Here is a 21105-nt window from a genome sequence, read left to right on the forward strand (position 1 = left end):
AAGGATCTGAAAAATGAAAATCTGGAGCCAGTTGCCCATATCTATGCCCAGGGAAGTTTATGGAAAGTATTACGACCTTCTGAACCGGGCATATGAAATGTTCAAGGATGAAGAAACGGAAATAACCATCAAGGATGTTCCTAAAGGGGTGGTTGATCCGGGATTGCTGTCCTGCCCGGGGTTTAGGCAAATCAACGAAGCTGAGAATATTAAAAGCATCTTGCAGGCGGAGACGGAAGGCTATGATGCGGTTGCCGGCGCTTGCTATTTTGATTCCGGCATACGGGCGGCATCCACGCTGCTGTCGATCCCGGTGGTTGGGCCGGCCGAGGCGTCAATGCACTTGGCTGCAATGATGGGTAACAAATTTGCCGTTATCACGTCAGAAGCGTCCTGGACCCATGAAATGACGCATCATCTGACCGGCTCCGGATTTTCAGGCGCCGCCATTTCAAAACAGCCGGTCAGGTCCCTGACCCTGCCGATGGATGAATTGTTCCATTGTCTCATGACCGGCGATTACAATCCGGTCAAAGCGGATTTCTTCAAAGTTGCGGAGGGCTGCCTTGACGATGATGCAGATGTCATCATCGTTGGATGCGGCCTTGTTTCCCCCATCCTCACCATAAGCGATCTCAGAGAAATTGACGGTGCTCCAATTATAGATCCAATGATTGCATCCCTTAAGTTCGCGGAGTTCTTCGGACGTCTTTTCAAATCCGGATTACCGATCAAAACCCGAATAGGTCTGTATCAAACATTGCCGGATGAAATGAAGTCAAAAGGACTTAACCAATTGAGCCTGTATGCGGTTTGAAACCGACGAATGGGGAGCAAGAATGCCTCTGGGCTTTTGAATTAACACATCATGGCGTTGTGCCCTTTTTTAGTATCGAAACGGACCTGTTGATCCTAAATCGTTGCTTTTTGTTTCGCCGAGGATTTTCGCAAACAAACGTTAATTACTATGGAGTAAAAAATGAAAAAGTCTTTTTTTATTGCTGTAGCGGTATCCTTGATGTTGATCTGTGCTCCTGTGGTTCAGGCTGGTTGTCATTATGTAAACGGCGTGGAAGGGATAAAAGCGGCAACCATTCCGCCACCGGGTTTTTACTATCGCATGTACAATGTTTACTTGGCCAACGATGAATACAAGGATGATCATGGCAATGAGTCCGGCGATTTCGATCTTGATGTTTTCTGCCAGGCCCACAGATTCATCTGGGTGGCCGATTATCAGTTGCTGGGCGCTGATTTTTTTGCGGACATCGGCATCCCGCTTGTCTATACGAACATTCGCATGGGCGCTGGTGACGTTACCTGGGTTGACGAGAATCAATTCGGCATGGGTGATATTTTGCTCGAACCCTTTGCCTTGGCATGGCATGGCCCGCGCTATGATGCCGCCGTTGCGCTTGGTGTTTACCTGCCGGTTGGCAGGTACAACGTCAATAAGCCGAATGCTTCTCCGGGAAAAAATTACTGGACGGGTATAACCCAGTTCGGAGGAACGCTGTATCTCGACAAGGAAAAGAAATGGTCCGTTTCTCTTCTCGCCCGCTATGAAATCAACAGCGAAAATAGCGAGACCGAGTTGACCAGGGGGGATTTTTTTAGTTTGGAATGGGGGCTCGGGAGCAAGCTCGGCCAAGGTTGGGAAATTGGCGTGGCCGGTTACTCCGAGTGGCAGGTAACCGATGATTCCGGAAATGGCGCTACGGAAAATCGTACCCAACTCTCCGCGGTGGGACCTGAAATCAACTATTTTCTGGTGCCTTTGAAAACGAATATGACGCTTAGGTATTTAAAACAATTTGGTGCCAAGAACACTTCAGAAGGATCAATGGCAATACTAACGTTAACTTATGTATTTTAACCCTTTTTGAACGCATGCGGTGGCGTTCAAGCCCAAAAAGCGCTGGGCTGGTGCTGCCATTGCGGATGAGCCCAGCGCTTCTTTTTTTGCACGCCTTCCGTCCAACGATTCTCCACCACCCCGTGCGATAGTGACCGCGTTTTTTTATAACTATAATTTTACATTTTTGTATCGTGCTTTAGTGATTTGAGATTTTGGAAAAGGGATGGATGTGACTCGGCAGAATTCAATAGGAGGAGAAGATGCTATACCGAAAACTTTATTCATTTGACTATGAGGAAGCAAGGGATGTTCCGGAAGCGATTTCTCTGTTACAGACGCATGGCACGGAAGCGGCTGTCATGGCTGGGGGGATCGGTCTGATCGAGGAGATGAAACGAAGGGCCGTAACACCGAAGGTCGTTGTGTCCCTGCAACCGATAGACCAGCTGAAGTTTTTGGACGTATCCGACGGAAATCTTCGCATCGGTGCCCTATCAAAACTATCCCATGGTGAGCAATCCAATGTTGTCAAAGAGGGCTTCCCCGCCTTGTGGGAAGCTATCGCCCAGATTTCTTCGGCCCAGGTCCGGAACATGGGTACCATCGTTGGCAACATCACTGCGTGCAATCCGGGTTCAGATGTGGCAACGGCCCTGGTGGCGCTTGACGCATCGGTCAAGATCGCTGATGGCAACGGTGGAAAATGTATTCCCATCAAATCATTTGGTGTTCACTCACGCAAAAACATCCTAAAACCTGGCGAAATCGTAACCGAGATCATTGTTCCGTGTTTGGCGCCGGGGGCCCAGACAGCATTCTTGAATCTCGCCCGGACGAAGGAGGATTGCGCGAAAGTCGTGGTTGCCGTCAATGCGCGGGTAACCGAAGGTGTAATCGAAGATATAAAAATTGCCCTGGGTGCGGTGGCACCAACGATTGTAAGGGCGACGACGGTTGAAACGATGTTGTTAGGTGAGAAGCCGAGCGAAGGGTTGATTCAGGCAGCATCGGAGCGGGCATCCCAGGAAAATATGGTTACCCCGATCAGTGATATTCGATCAACGTCACAATACAGAAGTCAAATGGTATCCGTTCTGACACGGCGTGCGCTGACTCGGGTGTTTCAAAACCATATGAATTAAATCAGAAGGAGCGTCTACTCATGAAAAAGATTGAAGCGACCTTTATCGTTAACGGAAATCCTTATGAAATCTATGTTGATTCCCATGCGCTGCTCATAGAAGTGCTGCGTGATGAATTGGGGTGTAAATTGAATGGGGTTCATGAAAGTTGCGGTTCCGGGGATTGCGGCGCATGTACTGTTCTTGTTGATGGGGAACCGATTCTCTCATGCATGACACTTGCGGTATCCGTCCGCGGGAAAGCAATTACAACCATTGAAGGGCTCGCCAAAGGAACCGAACTGCATCCGCTTCAAGAGGCGTTTGTATCGAATGGCGCGATTCAATGTGGCTACTGTACGCCGGGCATGATTCTTTCGGCCAAGGGACTATTGGATCAGAATCCGAACCCAAGTGAGTTAGAGGTTAAAAAAGCCCTTGCCGGTAATCTGTGTCGGTGTACCGGTTACAAGAAAATCATCGATGCGGTACTGCGTGTTTCAAAAGGAGGGAATTGAAATGGCAGAAGATTTAAACGTCGTGGGGCAGCGCTTGATACCGAAGGAGAACCTGGATAAGGCGACCGGACGGGCAGAGTACTGTACTACCGTATCACTTCCCGGTATGCTGGTGGGAAAAATATTGCGAAGCCCCCACGCCCATGCCAAAGTGCTCTCGGTAAACACCTCCGAAGCAAAAAAAATCCCCGGCGTAAAGGCCGTTGTGACCGGAACGGATTTCCCGCGTGTGTTCTATTCCAACAATGTCATGACCTATCAATGCGCCGAAGGAGAGCCCCAGGACATGATTTTGTTCGGCGATGTGGTTCGCTATGTCGGTGAGCCGGTAGCTGCCGTGGCCGCTGTAAACGAAGAAGTCGCCCGGATGGCGTTGGCCGCCATCGATGTCTCGTATGACGTGCTTCCGGCTGTGTTTACCATCGATGAGACCCTGAAAGACGGGGCGCCCCAAATTCATGAAGGCGTACCCAACAACACGCCCGTGCCTCCGACACCTTATTTTTTGTTATGGCGACATCGATCAAAGTATCGCCGAATCCGATGTGATCGTTTCGGGGGTGTTCCAACTTAGTAAGCAGGTCCAGGCCGGGCTGGAAAACGCCTGTGCCGTTGCTGATTACAACGGGGGTCGATTGACCGTTTGGAGCCAGATCCAATTGCCCCATATGGCAAAACGAATGCTCGCCCAAATTTTTGAATTGTCCGAATCTGAAGTCAGGATTATCCAGCCCTATGCAGGATGCGGATTCGGGGCTGGCACGGATTTGTGCACGGAGCATTTGGCGGCAGCTCTGGCAATAAAGGCCGGTTTGCCGGTTAAGCTGAAATTCTATCGTAACGAGGATTTTTCCAATCGCTTTACGCGGGAACACGTTCAACGCGTCGACATGAAATTGGGATTTTTAAAAGACGGTACCCCCAAAGCCTGCCAAGCCAGGTATACAGGCAATGCCGGCGGGTATATGGCCAAAGCCGCGTCCGGATGTGCGGTGGCCTTGGCCTCCAATCTCACCCCGTATGCGTTTGAAAGCATGTACCAAGAGATCGAAGCCCGATACACGAATTTGTTGCCCGGCGGGGCGATGCGTGGATTCGGTGGTATTCAATCGAGCTTTGCCCGTGAAATCCTATTGGATGAAGCCTGCGAAATAATCGGCATGGACCCCATCGAATTCCGCAAAAAGTTTCATCGTCAAGTTGGCGATGCGGCGTGGTTCCCAGGATCACATATCTCAAGCTGTGGGTTGGATGAGTGCTTAGATATCGGGGCAGAGAAAATTGGATGGAAGGATAAGTGGCGCAAAATGCCAGCCGAGGGATCTATTCGAAGGGGGGTGGGGGTGGCCTCGATGGCATGGTTGAGCGGGGCCCAGCCCATGCTTCTTGAGCATACCAACGCCACGCTAAAATTCAATGCTGACGGTGGGTGTTCGCTAATCGTTTGCTTGGGAAATATCGGCCAGGGCGTGGGGACTGCCCTGACCCAGATCGCCGCCGAAATATTAGGCCTTGGTTTTGATGATATTCATTTGGTTTGTCAGGATACGGATGTTACCGGATTTGACATCGGCACCCACGCCTCCAGGGGATGCTACTGTATCGGCCAGGCGGTCCAGAAGGCCTCGTTAAAAGCGAAACATCTTATTTTTGAACGAGCGGCAAAAAAGCTCGGTGTTGCGGTGGCGTCATTGGAAATGAAGGATAAACGCATTTTCGTGAAGACCGACCCGGAAAAAGGAATTGCTTATCGTAAGTTGGCTGAGGATTTGATTTATAATTTTGAAGGCGACTGCCAACAACTCGTCGTTCATGCCACCGCTGAACCCAGTGACTTTGCTCCCCCATGGCAGGCCGGTTTTGCAGAAGTTGCCGTCGATATCGAAACCGGGGAAGTCGAGATTGCTAAATGGCTGACGGTCCATGATGTGGGTAAGGCAATCAACCCCACGATCGTGGAAGGCCAACTAGAGGGAGGGACGATGCAAGGCATTGGCTTTTCCCTTTATGAAGATCCCGTCTACAACGAACAAACCGGTGTATGCATGACGGACGGCTTTGATAAGTATAAAATCCCAACAACACTCGATATGCCCGATCATGAAGCCATTCTTGTCGAATTGGGCGATCCCACCGGCCCATTTGGGGCGAAAAGCGCTGGTGAATCGGGTAATTTTCTCCAGGCACCCGCGATCGCCAATGCAATCTATGATGCGGTTGGGATAAGGCTTCGGGAAGTGCCCATGACACCAGAAAAAATATTGGCGGCCATTCAAGAAAAGAATAACCAATAAGCCAAATTGATTAAGATCCGAGTCATAGGACATCTTCTACACGAATGCCCATCTCAAGAATCGAACTCCGGTTAAAGATCAACACCGATATTGACCGGAAAGACTTTTTTGAGATGGGCACTGATTTGCAATTAATCATCTAAGGAACGTCTTATTATGTCATCAAGCAATGATTATGTCAGAATCGCGCGCTTTCTCTCGCAAGGTCGCTCAATGGTATGGATTCGGATTATCAATCGAAAAGGGTCGGCGCCACGCGATGTCGGAACGAACTGTTTATTGCTTGATGGCAATACATTGGTCGGCAGTATTGGCGGTGGCCAAATGGAATTTGAGGCGCTTAAAATGGCCAGAAGACTTTTCCTGAAAAAAAAGTCCCTACGTTATGCATTACAGCTTAACGGGAAAAGATGCCGATACATCCGGAATGATATGTGGGGGCAGTGTTGACATTTTAATGGAGCCACTTCATCATACCGATCGGGAAATTGTCTCATTTTTTGAAGCAGTAAAACAACACATCTTGAGCGGCATTCCCGGCACCTATGTGTCCCTTGTCAACACCAACGAGGACGATTTACCAGGAACGGGTGCACAGCTGTTTGTAGGCATTGATGGAAAGGCGTTTGGATCCTTATCGGGAGGAATGCCGTTACCCGACGAATTAGCACGTATCGATTCACCAAGCTGTTCCGTTGCCCCGAAACGCGACGGATCTTTTTCGTCGATCCGCTTGAGCGGAAACCGGCATTATTGATTTTCGGAGCCGGTCACATATCGACCTGCCTCGCACCCATGGCAAAAAAAATGGGGTTCCGCATCAGCATCATCGACGATCGGGCCGAATACGCCAATAGGGATCGCTTCCCCGATGCTGATGAGATTCATGTCATGCCGTTCGAACTTTCAGTGAGGCGTGTTCAGACGGCCTATAACACACATGTTGCGGTCGTGACCAGAGGCCACATCCACGATAGGATTGTTCTGGAAGCGATGCTGCATCGGCCGCATGCGTATTTGGGCATGATCGGAAGCGTTAACAAACGTGATATGATCTATAAACGTTGTTGGAAAGGGGGTTTTCGCAAGAAATGTTGTCTGGTGTTCATGCTCCCATTGGGCTGGATATCGGTGCTGAGACGCCAGAAGAGATTGCCGTAAGTATTATTGCTGAGATCATTCATTTCAGGGCTGAAAAAAGAAAGTTTTGGAAGTCGGCACACGCAAGAAACGCCAATGTTGCATAAGATGCTGGAACATTAGAAGCCTCCTACGATTGAAAGAATATTACATTTAAGATTGAAGTATACTTTCAATTCATCGCGTTGCATACCTACCGACCATACTAAATTACTTCTTTATTTCCTTGATGTTAATATAAAAAAAGCTCCTGGTATATCTTTTGCGAAGGTTGTCGTCCAAAGCCTACGATTTCTGAGAAAATTACCGTTCTTGGTTATAAAAAATACCGTGATGGAGGACATTCAATGATTATCGGTGATGCCTTAAACAGGTGTGTAAACAACTATCCGGATAAACTTGCATTTAAAGACGAATACGGAAAATTTTTTTCTGAAGGAATCTCTTTTTCCTACCGTGAATTGAACCAGACGGTTAATTGTCTGGCCAACAATCTGTTGTCGCTCGGGTTACAAAAGGGAGACCGGGTCGCCGTGCAAACCGGTACTGGCACGGGCGCTTTCATTTCACTGCTGGCACTTTTAAAAGCCGGACTGGCAACGGCTCCCATCGATCGAACCTTTATGCAGGATGAAATCATTTATCAGATCGGAGACAGCGGGGCCAAAGCGTTTATTGTCGATACCGATATTTACAGTGAAAAAATCGCGCCTGTCAGACAAGAGCTTCCATCTGTTAAACATTTTATCGGAATTGGCGAACCGGATGTGTGCAAGCATCATTTTCAGACACTCATGGAAAAAGGTTCTTCCAGAGAACCGGATGTCCGGGTGGAAGAAAGCGATATCGCCACACTGATTTATACCAGTGGCACGACCGGTCGCCCAAAAGGGGTTCCGCTAACCCATAAGAACTGGATGACCAGCGTTTTCATATGGACCAGTGAGCTGTCAATACACCCCTATACCCGCTGGGCCTTGTTAATGCCCCTGCACACCTCAGGCGGAACGGGGTTGAGCCTTGTATCGGCCTGCCGGGGGTGTTCCCTTACGGTAGCCAATCCGGATCCTGAAAAAATTCTGCATATTATCGAAAATGACCGCATCACTTTTACTCAGTTCAGCCCAACGTTGCTGGCCATGATATTGCAGCATCCCAATGTGGACACAACCGATTTTTCGCACATTGAGGGATGGTTTACATCCGCCGCGCCCATATCGGCGGAATTGCTGTCCAGGGGCGCAAAGTACCTTGGGAGCAATTTTACACAACTCTATGGAACCAGTGAGACCGCTCTGCTAGGAACGGTCATGCGCCCCCAGGAAGTCTCTCTTGAAGGCGTCGGATCCGAGCGGCTGACGTCCATTGGTCGAGCCTGTCTCGGTTACGAAGCCAAAGTCGTGGATAACGATGGCAATGCAGTGGGGCCTGGCGGCATCGGCGAGATCGCCATTCGAGGAGATGCGGTCGTCAAAGGATACTGGAATCGACCGGAACAAGACGATTTCAAAGACGGGTGGTGGCATTCCGGCGACGTTGTGAGAATTGATCAGGATGGATTCTACTATGTTGTTGACCGGAAGAAAGACATGATTCTTTCCGGCGGCAACAATGTTTATCCGCGTGAGGTGGAAGATGTAATCTCAAGGCATCCGGCGGTGAACATGGTAGCGGTCATCGGGGTGCCTTCTGAAAAATGGGGGGAAGAAGTCAAGGCGGTGATTGTGCCCAAGAACGGTGCCGATGTCACCGAAACCGAAATCATTGAATTTTGCCGTGAACACATGGCATCGTATAAAAAACCAAAAAGTGTTGATTTTATATCCTTTTCTGAGATGCCAACATCAGGCGGCAGCTACAAAATCCTCAAACGGGTTTTAAAAGAAAGATATTGATCATCAAAACAAGATAAGGAGAAATGGCGTGGATTTTGATCTTACCAAAGAGCAGAAATACATACAGAAAGCGGCGCGAGAGTTTGCCGTCGGTGAATTTACTGATGTAGCGCTCGATCTCGATATAAATGGGACCTTTCCTGCCGACATCGTAAAAAAAGCGAAAGCACTGGATCTGATCGGCCTTTTCATCCCGGAAGAATACGGAGGGCCGGGACTGGGCTTCCTTGAACAGACGCTGGTTTTGGAGGAATTCTGGAAAGTGGACCCGGGCATCGGCCAGCAGCTGAGTTCTCTCACTTTTGGTGCTGAAGAATTCCTGCTTTACGGGACAGAGGAGCAAAAGAAAAAATGGCTGGCGCCGCTCTTTAAAGGCGATGCCATCATGGGCTTTGCCATTACCGAACCGGATGCGGGCAGCGATACGGCCTCGGCGTCCACCACTGCAGTGTTGGATGGCGATGAATGGGTCATTAACGGAAGCAAGATCATGATCGGCAACGGAACTGTCGGCACCTTTTTGCTGGTGTTTTGCCTGACCGATCCAGAGGTGACGTCCAAGACCGGCCGGCACAGCATTATTATCGTAGAGACAGACCGGGAGGGATACAAGGCCGAAGCGATGCACGGCAAGATGGGCCTTCGCTGTTCGGACACGGCCGCCATTTATTTCAACAATGTGCGGGTCCCGGCCGATAACCTGGTCGGTGAGCGGGGCAACGGATTTATCCAGCTGATGAATTTTTTTGATCGCTCCCGGGCCTATGTTTCCGGCCATGGATTGGGTCTTTCCCAGGGCGCCTGGATATGGCCATCAAACATGCCAAGGGGCGCCATCAGTTCGGCAAACCCCTTGCGGCTCTGCAGTCGACCCAGTTTAAAATTGCGGAGATGGCGGCCAAGATCGAAGTCGCCCGCAACACGGTCTACAAGGCGGCTTGGCTGATTGACCAGGGCAAGGCCAACCCCACGCTGACGGCTATGGCAAAGCTGGTCGCCTGCCATACGGCTGTTGAAGTGGTAGACGAGTCCTTTCAAATTCACGGCGGGTATGCCTATTTTAACGATTATCCCATCGAAAGATTTTACAGGGCCGCCAAGGTGCTGGAGCTTTATGAGGGCGCCAAGGAAGTGGAAAAGATTGTTATCGCCCGGGAAATTCTGGGAAAATATTAGATGCGGGATGGCTCTCCTGAGCGGGCATCTTCTACAAGGCCCATCCGCCCAATCCAGGTACGCCATATCAACCTAATTGACTGATCACATTTATCTGGCGGTTAAAAACCTCGATCAAGCGAAAAAAGTCTATGAAGAGACCCTCGGGCTTGAACCGGCGCATAAGTATGTTGCCGGAAAGCGAAAAGATCGGGGTTTTAACCGAAATACTGGATGGAACATATGCCTATGAAAAAGATCGGGATTTAGGCGATTGGCGGAAAAGAAATGCTTTGATATAATCGTTTCTAACGTTACTTACAAAAACGAAAAATTTGTACAAACATATTTGTAATCTTAATTTCTTTTAAGCATTTTTTTTGACAGCTAATTTAAGAATATCCCATAATATTAATCGCCTTCTCTTGGTTGTTTTTTTTGGCATCTACATTGCTTCTATGTTTATTATTCTCTATAAATTTATTACAACTTATTTGTAAGAGGGTCCAACACAACGGCAATGTGCATGAAAACGGCTACCCATGTCAATAACGGTTCAGATGTCTGTTTGAAAGGCTTTTTGCATCGTCTAGAATCGAACCGGGATGTTCTTATTTCACGGTTTTCAGAAGAAAATGGTAAATTGCCGGATGCTATCAAAATTATTGAAAAATACATTGCCGCTTTTGAACGGATTGTCAGAACAGGGTTAACGTCTCAAAAATCGGATCCGTTCATCAAGATGCTTATGGCGTTGATCAATCAAAACCGGCTTGATTTGACTCGAACGGGGCGGCTGGTTTCAAGCCTCAGAAACATGATGCTTGAATTTCTGGATCCAAACCTGCCAAATGAAAAGCAGGTTCTCCAAAAGCTGAACCATTACCTGGATGATGTTCTTGAAGAAATTACAATCACGTTTGACCAAATTGTCAAGAAACAGGCCCTGCAGATTGAGACCATGCAAAAAGATAGGTTTTATTTTAAGACTTCGAAACAAAAAAGAGGATGGCTTGATTTTGCAGGCATTCGTATGTGCATGACAGACTTCTCCGGCAATTGGTTGAATCTCTGGATTTCAATGGTCCTTTTTGCCGGTGAAGATACAGCCCGAAGAGTCTTTTTTGAAGCCGGTATTGCAGAATTATTTTCAAAAACCTGTCTGGAAAACGGCATTTTAGAAAGCAGTGAGAGGGGCTTTATCGAGGCTATTGATGCCTATTCAGAAGCAGGGTTTGGAGATTTTTATATTAGAGAGTTAATATTTGAAAATGGATTTGCCAGAATAACATGCCCGGATACATTTGAGGCGTGGACTTTTGCAAAAACAAGTAAAACAAATAAAACAAATGAATACCCATTTTGCTATCATTCTTTAGGCGTTATTTTGTCCTTCATGAGAACGCTTACAGGCCGGTTGGATTTGGTTGCAGAAGAGGTGAAGTGCATTGCGAAAGGTGATTCTGAATGTGAGTTTATTATTGGCACTAAAAATGAGTTAAAAAAAAGGAATATTCCCTTAACCGTATGGGGACAAACACTGAAGGAGAAGGCAAAATTTCTTGAAAACATGCTAAATGAAAAGGAAATCGCAGAGAAAGCACTACTTAATAAATACGATGAACTTACCGTTGTAAACAAAATTGGGCGAGATATCAGCCAGTCACTGAATATTGATACCATTCTTAATCGTTCGGTTATGAACCTTTCCAGAATTGTGGGAAACAAGGATATATGCATTTATCTTATTGATAGGAAAAATAACGAATTGGTTTTGAAGGCTCAAAAAGGGTTTTCAAAAGATTTTTTCAAAAATCTTTTTCGGTTGAAAATAGGGGAAGGGATATCTGGAAATACGGCTCATAAAATGGTTCCCGTTGAATGGAACGACCAAACCAATCTCCCTATAAAGATTAATTATGATGTAAAGAATGAAAAAATAAAATCTATTTTATCTGTCCCATTAAAAACAAAAAATAAAATCATCGGGGTGCTGAACATTGCCGCTAAATTTCAACATTGTTATACGGCGGATGAAATTAATTTGATATCTTTAATCGGAAGCCAGATCAGCGTGGCTATCGAAAATGCATACTTATTGGAAGAAATAAGAGATTCGGAAAAAAAATATAGAACTCTGGTAGAAAATATTAACGATGGCTATTTTCTCTGCCAGGACGATCATGTACTCTATGCAAACAGTGCTTTTTTATACATGCATGGGTATTCTAAATCAGAAGTTCTTGGAAAGGATTTCAGAAAATTTTTGCCCAAAGAAAACGTGGCACAAGTGGAAAAGATATTGTCCGGCACCTGGGGTAAAGAAATACCTGAGCATATTGAATTTCAGCGAAAACATAAAAACAATGAAAATCTTCCGACTGAACTGAAAATCAACCTAATTAAATTTAATGGCAAACCTGCCTTAATATGTATACTGAGGGATATCAGCAAACGCAAAGAAATGGAAAAAAAAAGTTATCGAACACCAAAGATTGTCTTCAATAGGACAATTGACCGCTGATATAGCACATGAAATACGGAATCCCTTATCCTCGATTAAAACCAATATTCAAGTCCTGTCAAACCAACTTCACTTACAAGGGTTCAATAAAAGGCGAATGGAAATTGCTGTTGAGGAAATCTTGAGATTAGATAGAATCCTTCAGGATGTCCTGAACTTCTCGGTTCCTGTTAAAATGGAAACATCCCTGGACCATCTGCATGACGTGATCGACAAATGCGTCGGACTCATAAATGAAAAAATAAGGCGATCGAAAATCAATGTAATTCAGAAATTATCAAAGGATATCCCTAAGATACAAATGAATACCGGGATGTTTCAGCAGGTTATCCTTAATCTATTTCTCAACTCGATCGATGCCATGCCCCAGGGTGGGCAAATTATCATAACCACCCGGCGAATGGAGATTGAAGATTGCAAGATGATCCTTTTGGAAATCATGGACTCGGGGTGCGGCATCCAATCCGAGAATTTAAACAGGGTTTTTGACCCTTTTTTCAGTACCAAAACACAGGGTGCAGGGTTAGGTCTTTCAAATGTAAAAAAAATTATTGATGCCCACCATGGAAGTATTGAAATAGAAAACCGGGCTAACCAAGGAACCCGTATTATCATCAAACTTCCGGAGAACAAAAATGCTAAAAGTCCTAATTGTTGACGATGAAGCATATATCCGCGAAACACTAGAAATGATTTTGATTGAAAAGGAATATGATGTCATCACGGCGAAGGATGGCAAGTCGGGAATTGAAACCTTTCAGAATGAAAAGCCAGACATTGTTATTCTTGACATTCGCCTGCCAGATATAAATGGGCTTGATGTACTGAAGCAGATGAAAAAGCTGAACCGTAACATCAATGTTATCATGATTACCGCCTATCATGATATGGAAACAACGATTCAAGCCATGAGATATCAAGCTCAGGAATACATCCATAAACCCATAGACGCCAATGAGTTGGATTTTGCAGTTGACAAGGTTGCTGAAAATGTCAGGGCTTGCAAATCTTCCAAGTCAATTATCAGCCCCAGGACAGCAAGCTACACGCGTGATAAAATTGTTGGTAAAAGCAATGCAATCAAGGAAATTTTTAAAAAGATCGGTTTGGTTTCCGAAAATAAGGCAACCGTTCTCATACAGGGGGAAAGCGGTACCGGCAAAGAACTGATCGCAAAGGCCATTCATTACCACAGTGTGTATCATTCAGAACCTTTTGTCCCCATAAACTGTTCCGCCCTTGTTGAATTGCTGATCGAAAGTGAATTGTTCGGCCATGAAAAGGGGGCTTTTACAGGAGCCATAAACAGGAAGATTGGCAAGATTGAACAGGCTGGAAGCGGCACCATTCTGTTGGATGAAATTGGGGAAATTTCCCCTGCGATCCAGGTAAAGCTCTTACGGTTTCTTCAGGAAAGGGAATTCGAGAGAGTCGGCGGAGCTGAGCGCATTGCCTCTAATGTGAGGGTTATTTCAGCTACAAACAGGGACTTATCAAAACTGGTGGAAGAAAATCGTTTTAGGAAAGATCTCTATTATCGACTCAAAGTTGTAGAGATCAATGTTCCTCCGCTTAGGGATAGAAAAGAAGATATTCCCCTGTTGGTCGAACATTTGATTTGCAAAATTAACGCAGAATACCATAAAAACGTAACCCGGATTTCCCAAAAAGCCATGGAGCAATCTTTAACTACAATTGGCCTGGGAATATCAGGGAATTGGAGAATATGTTGACCCGGGCCGTTGTCCATTCCACGGGAACGGTGCTGCAACCCGATTCTTTTCCTGATCTTTTTTATCCGCAAGGTGAAACTGAAGACCGTGAAAAAATTATGACGCTGATGCAATTGGAGAAAGAACATGTTATAAAAGCATTGCAACAGACAAATTGGAATAGGGGCATCACTTGCGATCTCCTTGGAATTTCACGGCCAACATTGAGAGAGAAAATTAAAAAATATAAACTCAATCAATAATGGGCTATCAATGAATCCGAGTCTTTCCGAATTTCTGAAATTTACCTCTGTTATCGATGGCCACCACCCCCATGTCAGCGCCTTTGCGCACCAACATGCAGACGGGGTTACCTCTGTCAGGGAACAGGCTGTGCGCCTTTTCTACGCCGTGCGCGATGGCATCCGGTATGATCCTTATAGCATTGACCTGACCCCCGCGGGCATGCGGGCCAGCCACACCCTGGCCGCCGGACGCGCATGGTGCGTGCCCAAGGCCATTCTCCTTGCCGCTTGTTGCCGGGTGATGAAAATTCCGGCGAAACTAGGGTTCGCTGATGTCGTAAACCACCTTGCCACCGAACGACTGAAGAAGATGATGAATACGAACGTTTTTTCTGGCACGGTTATACGACCATCAAGATCGACGGAAAGTGGGTCAAAGCCACACCGGCCTTTAATGTTGAGCTATGTGAGCGTTTTCAACTCAACACGCTTGAATTTGATGGGGACAGCGACGCCCTTTTCCAGCCTTTCGATCTTTTAGGTAATGCCCACATGGAGTATATCCGCTATCGGGGAGAGTTTGCCGATGCTCCCATTGATTGCATCAAAAGTACTTTTCAGAAGCACTATTCGCCGATGAACGAGCTGAAGACCAGCGATTTTGATCGGGATGCTGAATTAGAGAACCCGCTTCCGTCCCAAGCCTAAGGGATCGCGCAAAAACCGTGAAGGATCAATGATTGGATATAGAAGGGAAAGACATGAACTACCGATTCCATCACATTCATCTCTTATGCAGTGACCTTGAAAAGACCATTGACTTCTTCACTGGCATCCTGGGCGCGACGCTTTTGGCACGCAAGAAATTCGGTGCCGCCGATGGTGCCGCCCTGGACCTGAACGGCAGTGCGGTGCTCCTGCGCGTGGCCGCGGAAAACGAAGCCGTCAACACGCCCGCCGAGGGTCCGGCCTACGGATACCACCACCTGGCCCTTTCGGTGGACGACACCGATGCCGCCTACCAGCGTTTGGGCGAGCAGGGCGTCGACCTGATCGCCCCGCCCCGCAATACGCCCGACGGCCTGCGCGTGGCTTTTTTCAAGGGGCCGGACAAGATCGTCTTCGAGCTGGTTCAAACGCTTTGATGCGATATTGTCTGAACGGTCAAGACCTGCTGCATTCAGCCAGGGTGTCTTCCAAGGCATTTAAAAAAATATCGGCTTCCTCGGCGGTCAGGCAAAGCGGGGGGCGCAGCTTGAGGGTGTTGCCGTATTTGCCGGCAGCTCCTACCAAAACCCCCCGGTCCTTGAGGCCGTTGGTCACCGCGGTGGTCAACCCCGGATCCGGCCGCGCGGGATCGCCATTGGCACACAGATCGATGCCGATGAACAGCCCCGTGCCCCGGACATCTGCAAGGGTTGGGAAGGCCTTCCGTAAGGTTCTCAGTCCGTCTATAATCTGCTCGCCGATGACCAGCGCGTTGGCCATCAAACCTTCTTCGCGGATGATGTCCAGCACGGCTTGGCCGGCGGCGGCGGCAACCGGATTGCCACCAAAGGTGTTGAAATAGCCCACCTCTTCACAAAAACGGGCCACATGGGATGACCGGACGGCCACGCCGGCCATGGGAAAGCCGTTGCCCATGGGTTTGCCCATGGTCACCATGTCCGGCTCAACCCCGTGGCGCTGGAATCCCCACATGCACTCACCGGTGCGGCCGAAGCCCGGCTGGACCTCGTCGGCGATATAGAGGCCGCCGACTTGCCTGACCACCTGGACCGCGTCGGCCAGGAAACCGGCCGGCTCGCTGAACACCCCGTCACTGGAAAAAATCGAATCGCAGATCAGGGCTGCCGGTCCATGTCGGCGTTGGTTCAGCGTGGCGACGGCATCGGCCACGGCCGTGGCGAATCCCTCGGCCACCGCGTCGTTGAAATGGGCGCGGCTGGGCGGCGGCACGGCAACCACATGGTCGGGCAGGGCGCGCCGCTTCAGGCCGCCGGTGAGATGTCCGTCGTGGCCAGGGTGTTGCCATGGTAGGCGGTCTCGGTGACGATGAAACCGCTTTTGCCGGTGCATTGGGTCGCGATGCGCAGGGCCAGGTCATTGGCTTCGCTGCCGGTGCAGGCCAGCAGCAGGTTGTCCAGGTGGGCGGGCAGGGTGGCCTTCAAGGACTCGATATAGGTATCGAGAACCTGAATCAGGTAGCGGGTATGGATGTTCAACGTGGCGGCCTGGTCGCTGATGGCCTTTACCACGCGCGGGTGGCAATGGCCCACCGAGGGCACATTGTTGTAAAAGTCCAGGTACCGCGTGCCGTCCTTGGCAATCATCCAGGCGCCGCGCGCACGGACCATTTCAATGGGGGTGCGGTAAAACAGGACCGATGCCGTACCGAAATTTTGCAGCCGACGTTTCAGTAAAGTTTGGCCGGCAGGGGCCTTCTGGCTGACGTCGAAGGCATTCATGTCCAAAATTTTTCTGATTTCAAGGGTCATGGGCGCGTTCACTTTCCGTTGATCTGGGGGTGGCGTTCAGGTAGCGGGCCGCCAGGCGCAGGGTGCCCTGGGTATAGGCCGGACCGAGGGCCTGGGCGGTTTCCGTTTCCGCGTGGCTGGCCACCCAGGCGGTGAGTAAGAGGCGCCTTAGCATGATGAAGGTCGGAATCGTGGCTTCATCGGCTGCGGAAAGCGGTTTGACCGAACGGTAGCCGGCCACCCAGCTGGCCTGCAGGTCGGGAATCTGCGGGTCTTCCTCGATGAAGCTGATGGCGGCGGCGAAATCGTACATGAACCAACTGAAACCGCAGTCGTCAAAATCGATGACGCTCAAGGTTTGGCCGTCCACCAGCAGGTTGGCCAGGCGCAGATCCGCGTGCACCAAACCGAACCGGTCCCGTTTTTTGCCATAGATGTCCAGGTGACGCCGCAGCCGGGCGGCGGTCGCTTCCAGCACCTCTCGGCCCCGGGCGTCCAGTCCCATGGCTTTTCGCCAATCCCCCCACAGGGGCGTGCTTCCCAGCATGCTTTCAAAATCCCAGGTTTTGCGGATGAACCCGGCCGGAGCGGTCCATCTTTGGGTGTGGTTGTGAAGCCTGGCCGTGATCGCCCCCAGGGTATGAAAATCCTTTTTCAAGTCATTTTCCGGGGCGGGTTCGCTGCCCTTGAGGAATTCAAACCCCACCACCAGGCGATCTTCGCCGGCGTGCCGGAACGCGGCGATCCGGCCGCCGGATTGAAGTGACAGCGGCGACGCCGTGGAGATGACGCCGTCTTCGATGAGGCTGTCGATCCAGGTCAGTTCCGATTCGATCTCCTCCCGGGTGTGGTAGCCGGGGCGATGCACGCGAATGACGACGGCCCGGCCGGCTTCCGCATCCCGGGCGATGAAGGTGGCGTTCTCCGATATGTTCAACAGCCTTACATCGCTTTGGGGCGCGAGCCCCCAGGCCTGCAATAGTCCTTTTACCCCTGACTGCATCTCCCGGATAAACCGGTCGTGGTACATGTCCGCCATGGTCGGCCTCTGTTGTTTGATAGGGGGTTACAAATTTGTGTGGCAAAAACCACAAAATTGTCTGTGACTATAAAGAAAAAAAACGTTTAAAACAACATTTTTCTTGATTTAAGACCAAAAATCTGTGAGTATGTGCACAAATAATTTTTGAGATACCACAAAATATGCCGGATGGATGCCGATACGGCTGCCGTGGAATTTCCAAACAACGCTTCAGGATGGAGGTGGTTTCATGAAGATGACCCGACGCGAATTCAACAGGACGCTTGGTCTATCGATGGCGGCGCTGGCCTGCGGTTTTCCGGCCAAGGGCTTGCCGCCGGGAAAAACGAGCTGAACATTCTCTGCTGGGAGGGCTACAACACGGACGACGTCCTGGGGCCTTTTCGCAAGGCCCATCCCGGAGCGACCGTGCGTGCCGAGAGCGGTACCTCGGATCCGGACATGATCAACAAACTACGCGCCGGCGAGGTCAAGGTTTGGGATCTGATCAACGTGAACCAGCCCTGGGCCCGTAACCAGCTTTTGCCCGAGGGGCTGATCAAATCGCTCAACAAAAAGCGCTTTCTGCCGTACTTCGAGAAGATGTCACCGATGTTCAGCAAACCCTATCCCCTGGCCTTTGCCGATAACGGCGATTTGATCGGGATGCCCCAGCGCTACGGCCCCTTCAGCTTTGTGGTCAACACCGACAAGATCAGCCGGGCCACGGCCGAGGAACAGGGCTGGAATCTCTTCCTGGATCCCAAGCTGAAGGGGCGCTACGGCATTCTCACCTATGACAATTGGAATATCATTCACATGTGTCTCACTGGTGGGCTGAATCCGTTCAAGCCCCTCGACGCCGCCGGTCTGGCGACTTTCAAAAAGACCGCCAGCCAGATTTTCGGTGGCTCCAAGATGCTTTCCGATGACCTGGTGGCCATGAATACGGCGCTGATCAACGGGGAAATCGATGCCTATTTTACCGGTGGGACCTACACCGCCAGCCCGGCCCGGCTGGACGGCATGACCAATGTGCTGGCGATCACGCCGGCCTCGGGTCCGGTGGACGGCAAGGGTGGGGTGGCCTGGATCGAGCTGACTTCCCTGGTCAACAATCCCACGCCCAGCCCCCTGGCCGAGAATTTTTTGGAGTTCGTGCAAAAGCCGGAAATCGCCAAGGCCGTCGGTTTTGCCGAAGGGACCTACAATCCGGTCAGCCAGATGGGTGACAAAGCCGTTTTCAGTCTGTGGAACGCCGAGGAACTTGCGGCCATTCAATGGGATACGCTGGACGCGGAGATGTCCCGGTGCCTGGAGTATGACGTGGTCGCCTCCTACGACGAACTGATCAAAATCTACTCCGCCGCCAAACGGGCGTAAGCTATCGCCGCCGGTTGGCCGGTTTTCCAATGAACTTCTGTGAATGTGATGACCGATCTACCTATTCTTCAAATTGCCGGGCTACGTAAGGAATACGGCAGCTTTGTCGCCCTCAAGGACATTGACCTCAAGGTCCGCGAGGGCGAATTTCTCACCATCGTGGGTCCTTCCGGGAGCGGCAAGACCACGCTGATCAAACTGCTGGTCGGCATGGAAGAGCAGACCGAGGGCTCCATCTGGCTGCGCAACATCCGCTTGGACCGGGTGCCGGCCAACCAGCGTCCCACCTGCATGGTGTTCCAGTCCCTGGCGCTTTTTCCCCACCGCAGCGTGGGGCAGAATGTCGAGTTTCCCCTCAAGATCAAAGGCGTGCCGGCCGCCAAACGCAAGGCCCGGGCGCTGGAACTGTTGGCCATGTTCCGCCTGCCCGAAAGCTACTTTGATAAACGCATCGGTCAGTGTTCCGGCGGCGAGCGCCAGCGCATCGCCCTGGCGCGTGCCCTGGCCTTCGACCCGGAGATTCTCTTTTTCGACGAGCCGCTCTCGGCACTGGACTATCGTCTTCGCAAAACCCTGGAAAAGGAACTCAAAGCCCTGCATCTTCGCACGGGCAAGACCTTCATCTACATCACCCATTCCCTGGAAGAGGCCATGGTGATGTCCGACCGCATCGCCATCCTGCGGGCCGGTCGGTTCGAGCAGATCGGAACGGCCGAGGCAATCTACAATCATCCCAAAAGCTGCTTCGTGGCCGGCTTCATGGGTGATGTCAATCTCTTCGATATCGGGCGCGACGCGGATTCCGGCAGCCTCACGGTTCCTCATTTCTCGATTTCGGCCAGCGCCGCGAAGGCCCTGGTACTGCCGCCGGACAAAAAGAACACCCTCATGGTCCGGCCGGAGGCCGTTCGTCTGTTGGCCGGGGACGAGACCGCCGATTTTGTCACCCGCGGAGAGGTGACCGGCCACTACCTTCTCGGGTCGCGTACCCAATTGGAAATCACCCAGCCGGATGGCAAGCTGATCGTGGTCGAAACGGCCAATCACGGCCAGGACGGGCATGTGGGGGCGGCCGTGCGCCTGGGATTCGATGGGGCCATGGCCCATCTCATCAGCGAGGCGATCCGATGAACCGCCGCGAAGCACGCTTGGGCACCTTTGCCTCACTGCCCATCTCAGCCTTGTTGATGATTGCCTTCATCGCCCCCCTGTTGGCCGTCGCCGCCTTTTCGATCATGCCCCCCAAGGTTTTCAGCCTTGCCTATACGCCGGATTTTTCGGCCTATGCCGAGTTTGTCCGCGAGGGGTATTGGAAATCCCTGGCCTGGTCCCTGGGCATGGCGGCCGTTGCCACGGGCTTGCTCCTGGTGATCTGCTGGCCGCTGGCCTACGCCATGGTGCGCATTTTCAGGCGGTTTACCCTGGTGATCACCGTTGCCGTGGTGATGACCCTTTTCGTCTCTGAGAATATCCGCCTCTTCGGCTGGGTGATCACCCTGATGAAAGGCGGGCTGATTGAAGGCTACCTGCGCGCCTGGACCGGCAGTGGATTCGAAGGGCTGCTGTACAACGTGCCGGTGATTATTTTCGGCCTGGTCTATATTTACCTGCCTTCATGCTCTTTCCGTTGGCCCAGGGAATCGCCATGATCCCCGACGATGCCCGATACGCCGCCGCGGATCTGGGCGCAGCCGCTGGCAGATTTTCACCGAGGTGGAACTGCCCCTGGCGGCGCCCGGGATTGTCGTCGGCGCGCTCTTGA

The 21105-nt window shown here is 50.4% G+C and carries 23 protein-coding genes and 3 pseudogenes; 23 read left to right on the top strand and 3 right to left on the bottom strand.

The window, feature by feature from the left end; all coding sequences use genetic code 11:
- The first annotated feature begins 13 nt into the window (after positions 1-13).
- The 20 genes and pseudogenes from JCM12296_RS05210 (at position 14) to JCM12296_RS05280 (ending at position 15607) form a co-directional block, all read left to right on the top strand.
- Positions 14-817 (top strand): aspartate/glutamate racemase family protein, encoded by an 804-nt coding sequence (locus JCM12296_RS05210; RefSeq protein WP_054690699.1) that lies wholly within the window; start codon positions 14-16, stop codon positions 815-817.
- A 162-nt stretch (positions 818-979) separates the two neighbouring features.
- Positions 980-1876 carry a SphA family protein gene (locus JCM12296_RS05215; protein ID WP_054690701.1) on the top strand — a complete coding sequence of 299 codons (897 nt, stop codon included), beginning with the start codon at positions 980-982 and terminating at the stop codon, positions 1874-1876.
- A gap of 242 nt (positions 1877-2118) precedes the next feature.
- A complete protein-coding gene (locus JCM12296_RS05220) occupies positions 2119-3000 on the top strand; it encodes an FAD binding domain-containing protein (protein WP_054690702.1) in 882 nt (293 codons plus the stop codon).
- A gap of 20 nt (positions 3001-3020) precedes the next feature.
- Positions 3021-3497, top strand: coding sequence for a (2Fe-2S)-binding protein (locus JCM12296_RS05225; protein ID WP_054690705.1), 477 nt, complete (start codon positions 3021-3023; stop codon positions 3495-3497).
- Between the two features lies 1 nt (position 3498).
- Positions 3499-4071, top strand: a complete 573-nt coding sequence (locus tag JCM12296_RS05230; protein ID WP_054690707.1) for a hypothetical protein — start codon at positions 3499-3501, stop codon at positions 4069-4071.
- On the top strand, positions 3956-5791 hold the full coding sequence (locus tag JCM12296_RS05235) for a xanthine dehydrogenase family protein molybdopterin-binding subunit (protein WP_083455859.1): 1836 nt from the start codon (positions 3956-3958) through the stop codon (positions 5789-5791). The genes JCM12296_RS05230 and JCM12296_RS05235 overlap by 116 nt, the downstream gene beginning before the upstream one ends.
- 156 nt (positions 5792-5947) lie before the next feature.
- Complete coding sequence (locus tag JCM12296_RS50200) at positions 5948-6241, top strand: XdhC family protein (RefSeq protein WP_054690711.1); 294 nt, start codon at positions 5948-5950, stop codon at positions 6239-6241.
- Complete coding sequence (locus JCM12296_RS37870) at positions 6177-6548, top strand: hypothetical protein (RefSeq protein WP_172683772.1); 372 nt, start codon at positions 6177-6179, stop codon at positions 6546-6548. Before JCM12296_RS50200 ends, JCM12296_RS37870 begins: the two co-directional genes overlap by 65 nt.
- Before the next feature lie 50 nt (positions 6549-6598).
- Positions 6599-7038 (top strand): annotated as a pseudogene (locus JCM12296_RS05245) (XdhC family protein).
- A 240-nt stretch (positions 7039-7278) separates the two neighbouring features.
- Positions 7279-8826 (top strand): class I adenylate-forming enzyme family protein, encoded by a 1548-nt coding sequence (locus tag JCM12296_RS05250; RefSeq protein WP_054690715.1) that lies wholly within the window; start codon positions 7279-7281, stop codon positions 8824-8826.
- A 28-nt stretch (positions 8827-8854) separates the two neighbouring features.
- A pseudogene (locus JCM12296_RS43585) lies at positions 8855-9496 on the top strand (acyl-CoA dehydrogenase family protein); the annotation flags it as partial.
- A 137-nt stretch (positions 9497-9633) separates the two neighbouring features.
- A complete protein-coding gene (locus tag JCM12296_RS41400) occupies positions 9634-10002 on the top strand; it encodes an acyl-CoA dehydrogenase family protein (protein ID WP_246804009.1) in 369 nt (122 codons plus the stop codon).
- A gap of 76 nt (positions 10003-10078) precedes the next feature.
- Complete coding sequence (locus JCM12296_RS50205; protein ID WP_422698560.1) at positions 10079-10234, top strand: VOC family protein; 156 nt, start codon at positions 10079-10081, stop codon at positions 10232-10234.
- Positions 10235-10507: 273 nt separating this feature from the next.
- Positions 10508-12505, top strand: a complete 1998-nt coding sequence (locus tag JCM12296_RS05260; RefSeq protein WP_054690717.1) for a PAS domain S-box protein — start codon at positions 10508-10510, stop codon at positions 12503-12505.
- A complete protein-coding gene (locus tag JCM12296_RS05265; protein ID WP_172683776.1) occupies positions 12495-13163 on the top strand; it encodes a two-component system sensor histidine kinase NtrB in 669 nt (222 codons plus the stop codon). The genes JCM12296_RS05260 and JCM12296_RS05265 overlap by 11 nt, the downstream gene beginning before the upstream one ends.
- 31 nt (positions 13164-13194) lie before the next feature.
- Positions 13195-14267: pseudogene (locus JCM12296_RS05270) on the top strand (sigma-54-dependent transcriptional regulator); the annotation flags it as partial.
- A gap of 78 nt (positions 14268-14345) precedes the next feature.
- The gene (locus tag JCM12296_RS51305) at positions 14346-14480 is read left to right on the top strand and encodes a helix-turn-helix domain-containing protein (RefSeq protein WP_479690851.1); all 135 of its coding nucleotides are present in this window, start codon (positions 14346-14348) and stop codon (positions 14478-14480) included.
- 10 nt (positions 14481-14490) lie between these two features.
- On the top strand, positions 14491-15003 hold the full coding sequence (locus JCM12296_RS50210; RefSeq protein ID WP_218187979.1) for a transglutaminase-like domain-containing protein: 513 nt from the start codon (positions 14491-14493) through the stop codon (positions 15001-15003).
- A gap of 11 nt (positions 15004-15014) precedes the next feature.
- Positions 15015-15170, top strand: a complete 156-nt coding sequence (locus JCM12296_RS41405; RefSeq protein ID WP_218187980.1) for a hypothetical protein — start codon at positions 15015-15017, stop codon at positions 15168-15170.
- A 53-nt stretch (positions 15171-15223) separates the two neighbouring features.
- Positions 15224-15607 (top strand): VOC family protein, encoded by a 384-nt coding sequence (locus JCM12296_RS05280; RefSeq protein ID WP_054690721.1) that lies wholly within the window; start codon positions 15224-15226, stop codon positions 15605-15607.
- A gap of 19 nt (positions 15608-15626) precedes the next feature.
- Here the strand turns inward: JCM12296_RS05280 and JCM12296_RS41410 are convergent, their stop codons facing one another.
- From JCM12296_RS41410 to JCM12296_RS05290, 3 genes are read right to left on the bottom strand one after another with little or no spacing between them, the layout of a single operon-like run.
- Positions 15627-16421, bottom strand: a complete 795-nt coding sequence (locus JCM12296_RS41410) for an aspartate aminotransferase family protein (protein WP_218187981.1) — start codon at positions 16419-16421, stop codon at positions 15627-15629.
- 32 nt (positions 16422-16453) lie between these two features.
- Positions 16454-16960 (bottom strand): aminotransferase class III-fold pyridoxal phosphate-dependent enzyme, encoded by a 507-nt coding sequence (locus tag JCM12296_RS47085; RefSeq protein ID WP_218187982.1) that lies wholly within the window; start codon positions 16958-16960, stop codon positions 16454-16456.
- Complete coding sequence (locus tag JCM12296_RS05290) at positions 16950-17978, bottom strand: phosphotransferase enzyme family protein (RefSeq protein ID WP_054690723.1); 1029 nt, start codon at positions 17976-17978, stop codon at positions 16950-16952. The genes JCM12296_RS47085 and JCM12296_RS05290 overlap by 11 nt, the downstream gene beginning before the upstream one ends.
- A 171-nt stretch (positions 17979-18149) precedes the next feature.
- Here JCM12296_RS05290 and JCM12296_RS05295 point away from each other — a divergent pair, with 171 nt between their 5' ends.
- From JCM12296_RS05295 to JCM12296_RS05305, 3 genes are read left to right on the top strand one after another with little or no spacing between them, the layout of a single operon-like run.
- Positions 18150-19343, top strand: coding sequence for an ABC transporter substrate-binding protein (locus JCM12296_RS05295; RefSeq protein ID WP_083455864.1), 1194 nt, complete (start codon positions 18150-18152; stop codon positions 19341-19343).
- Positions 19344-19391: 48 nt separating this feature from the next.
- Positions 19392-20474 carry an ABC transporter ATP-binding protein gene (locus tag JCM12296_RS05300; protein ID WP_054690732.1) on the top strand — a complete coding sequence of 361 codons (1083 nt, stop codon included), beginning with the start codon at positions 19392-19394 and terminating at the stop codon, positions 20472-20474.
- Entirely contained in the window at positions 20471-20992 is a 522-nt protein-coding gene (locus tag JCM12296_RS05305; RefSeq protein WP_054690724.1) for a hypothetical protein, read from the top strand. Before JCM12296_RS05300 ends, JCM12296_RS05305 begins: the two co-directional genes overlap by 4 nt.
- Positions 20993-21105 lie beyond the last annotated feature (113 nt).

The organism is Desulfosarcina cetonica JCM 12296 (assembly GCF_001311845.1).
GTDB classification, from domain to species: Bacteria; Desulfobacterota; Desulfobacteria; order Desulfobacterales; family Desulfosarcinaceae; genus Desulfosarcina; species Desulfosarcina cetonica.

Coding starts and splice junctions, on each gene's coding strand:
- JCM12296_RS05210 (WP_054690699.1), top strand. CDS start 14: ATGAAAATCTGGAGCCAGTTGCCCATATCTATGCCCAGGGAAGTTTAT.
- JCM12296_RS05215 (WP_054690701.1), top strand. CDS start 980: ATGAAAAAGTCTTTTTTTATTGCTGTAGCGGTATCCTTGATGTTGATC.
- JCM12296_RS05220 (WP_054690702.1), top strand. CDS start 2,119: ATGCTATACCGAAAACTTTATTCATTTGACTATGAGGAAGCAAGGGAT.
- JCM12296_RS05225 (WP_054690705.1), top strand. CDS start 3,021: ATGAAAAAGATTGAAGCGACCTTTATCGTTAACGGAAATCCTTATGAA.
- JCM12296_RS05230 (WP_054690707.1), top strand. CDS start 3,499: ATGGCAGAAGATTTAAACGTCGTGGGGCAGCGCTTGATACCGAAGGAG.
- JCM12296_RS05235 (WP_083455859.1), top strand. CDS start 3,956: ATGAAGGCGTACCCAACAACACGCCCGTGCCTCCGACACCTTATTTTT.
- JCM12296_RS50200 (WP_054690711.1), top strand. CDS start 5,948: ATGTCATCAAGCAATGATTATGTCAGAATCGCGCGCTTTCTCTCGCAA.
- JCM12296_RS37870 (WP_172683772.1), top strand. CDS start 6,177: ATGCATTACAGCTTAACGGGAAAAGATGCCGATACATCCGGAATGATA.
- JCM12296_RS05250 (WP_054690715.1), top strand. CDS start 7,279: ATGATTATCGGTGATGCCTTAAACAGGTGTGTAAACAACTATCCGGAT.
- JCM12296_RS41400 (WP_246804009.1), top strand. CDS start 9,634: ATGGCCATCAAACATGCCAAGGGGCGCCATCAGTTCGGCAAACCCCTT.
- JCM12296_RS05260 (WP_054690717.1), top strand. CDS start 10,508: ATGAAAACGGCTACCCATGTCAATAACGGTTCAGATGTCTGTTTGAAA.
- JCM12296_RS51305 (WP_479690851.1), top strand. CDS start 14,346: ATGCAATTGGAGAAAGAACATGTTATAAAAGCATTGCAACAGACAAAT.
- JCM12296_RS50210 (WP_218187979.1), top strand. CDS start 14,491: ATGAATCCGAGTCTTTCCGAATTTCTGAAATTTACCTCTGTTATCGAT.
- JCM12296_RS41405 (WP_218187980.1), top strand. CDS start 15,015: ATGGAGTATATCCGCTATCGGGGAGAGTTTGCCGATGCTCCCATTGAT.
- JCM12296_RS05280 (WP_054690721.1), top strand. CDS start 15,224: ATGAACTACCGATTCCATCACATTCATCTCTTATGCAGTGACCTTGAA.
- JCM12296_RS47085 (WP_218187982.1), bottom strand. CDS start 16,960: ATGACCCTTGAAATCAGAAAAATTTTGGACATGAATGCCTTCGACGTC.
- JCM12296_RS05290 (WP_054690723.1), bottom strand. CDS start 17,978: ATGGCGGACATGTACCACGACCGGTTTATCCGGGAGATGCAGTCAGGG.
- JCM12296_RS05295 (WP_083455864.1), top strand. CDS start 18,150: ATGGATGCCGATACGGCTGCCGTGGAATTTCCAAACAACGCTTCAGGA.
- JCM12296_RS05300 (WP_054690732.1), top strand. CDS start 19,392: ATGACCGATCTACCTATTCTTCAAATTGCCGGGCTACGTAAGGAATAC.
- JCM12296_RS05305 (WP_054690724.1), top strand. CDS start 20,471: ATGAACCGCCGCGAAGCACGCTTGGGCACCTTTGCCTCACTGCCCATC.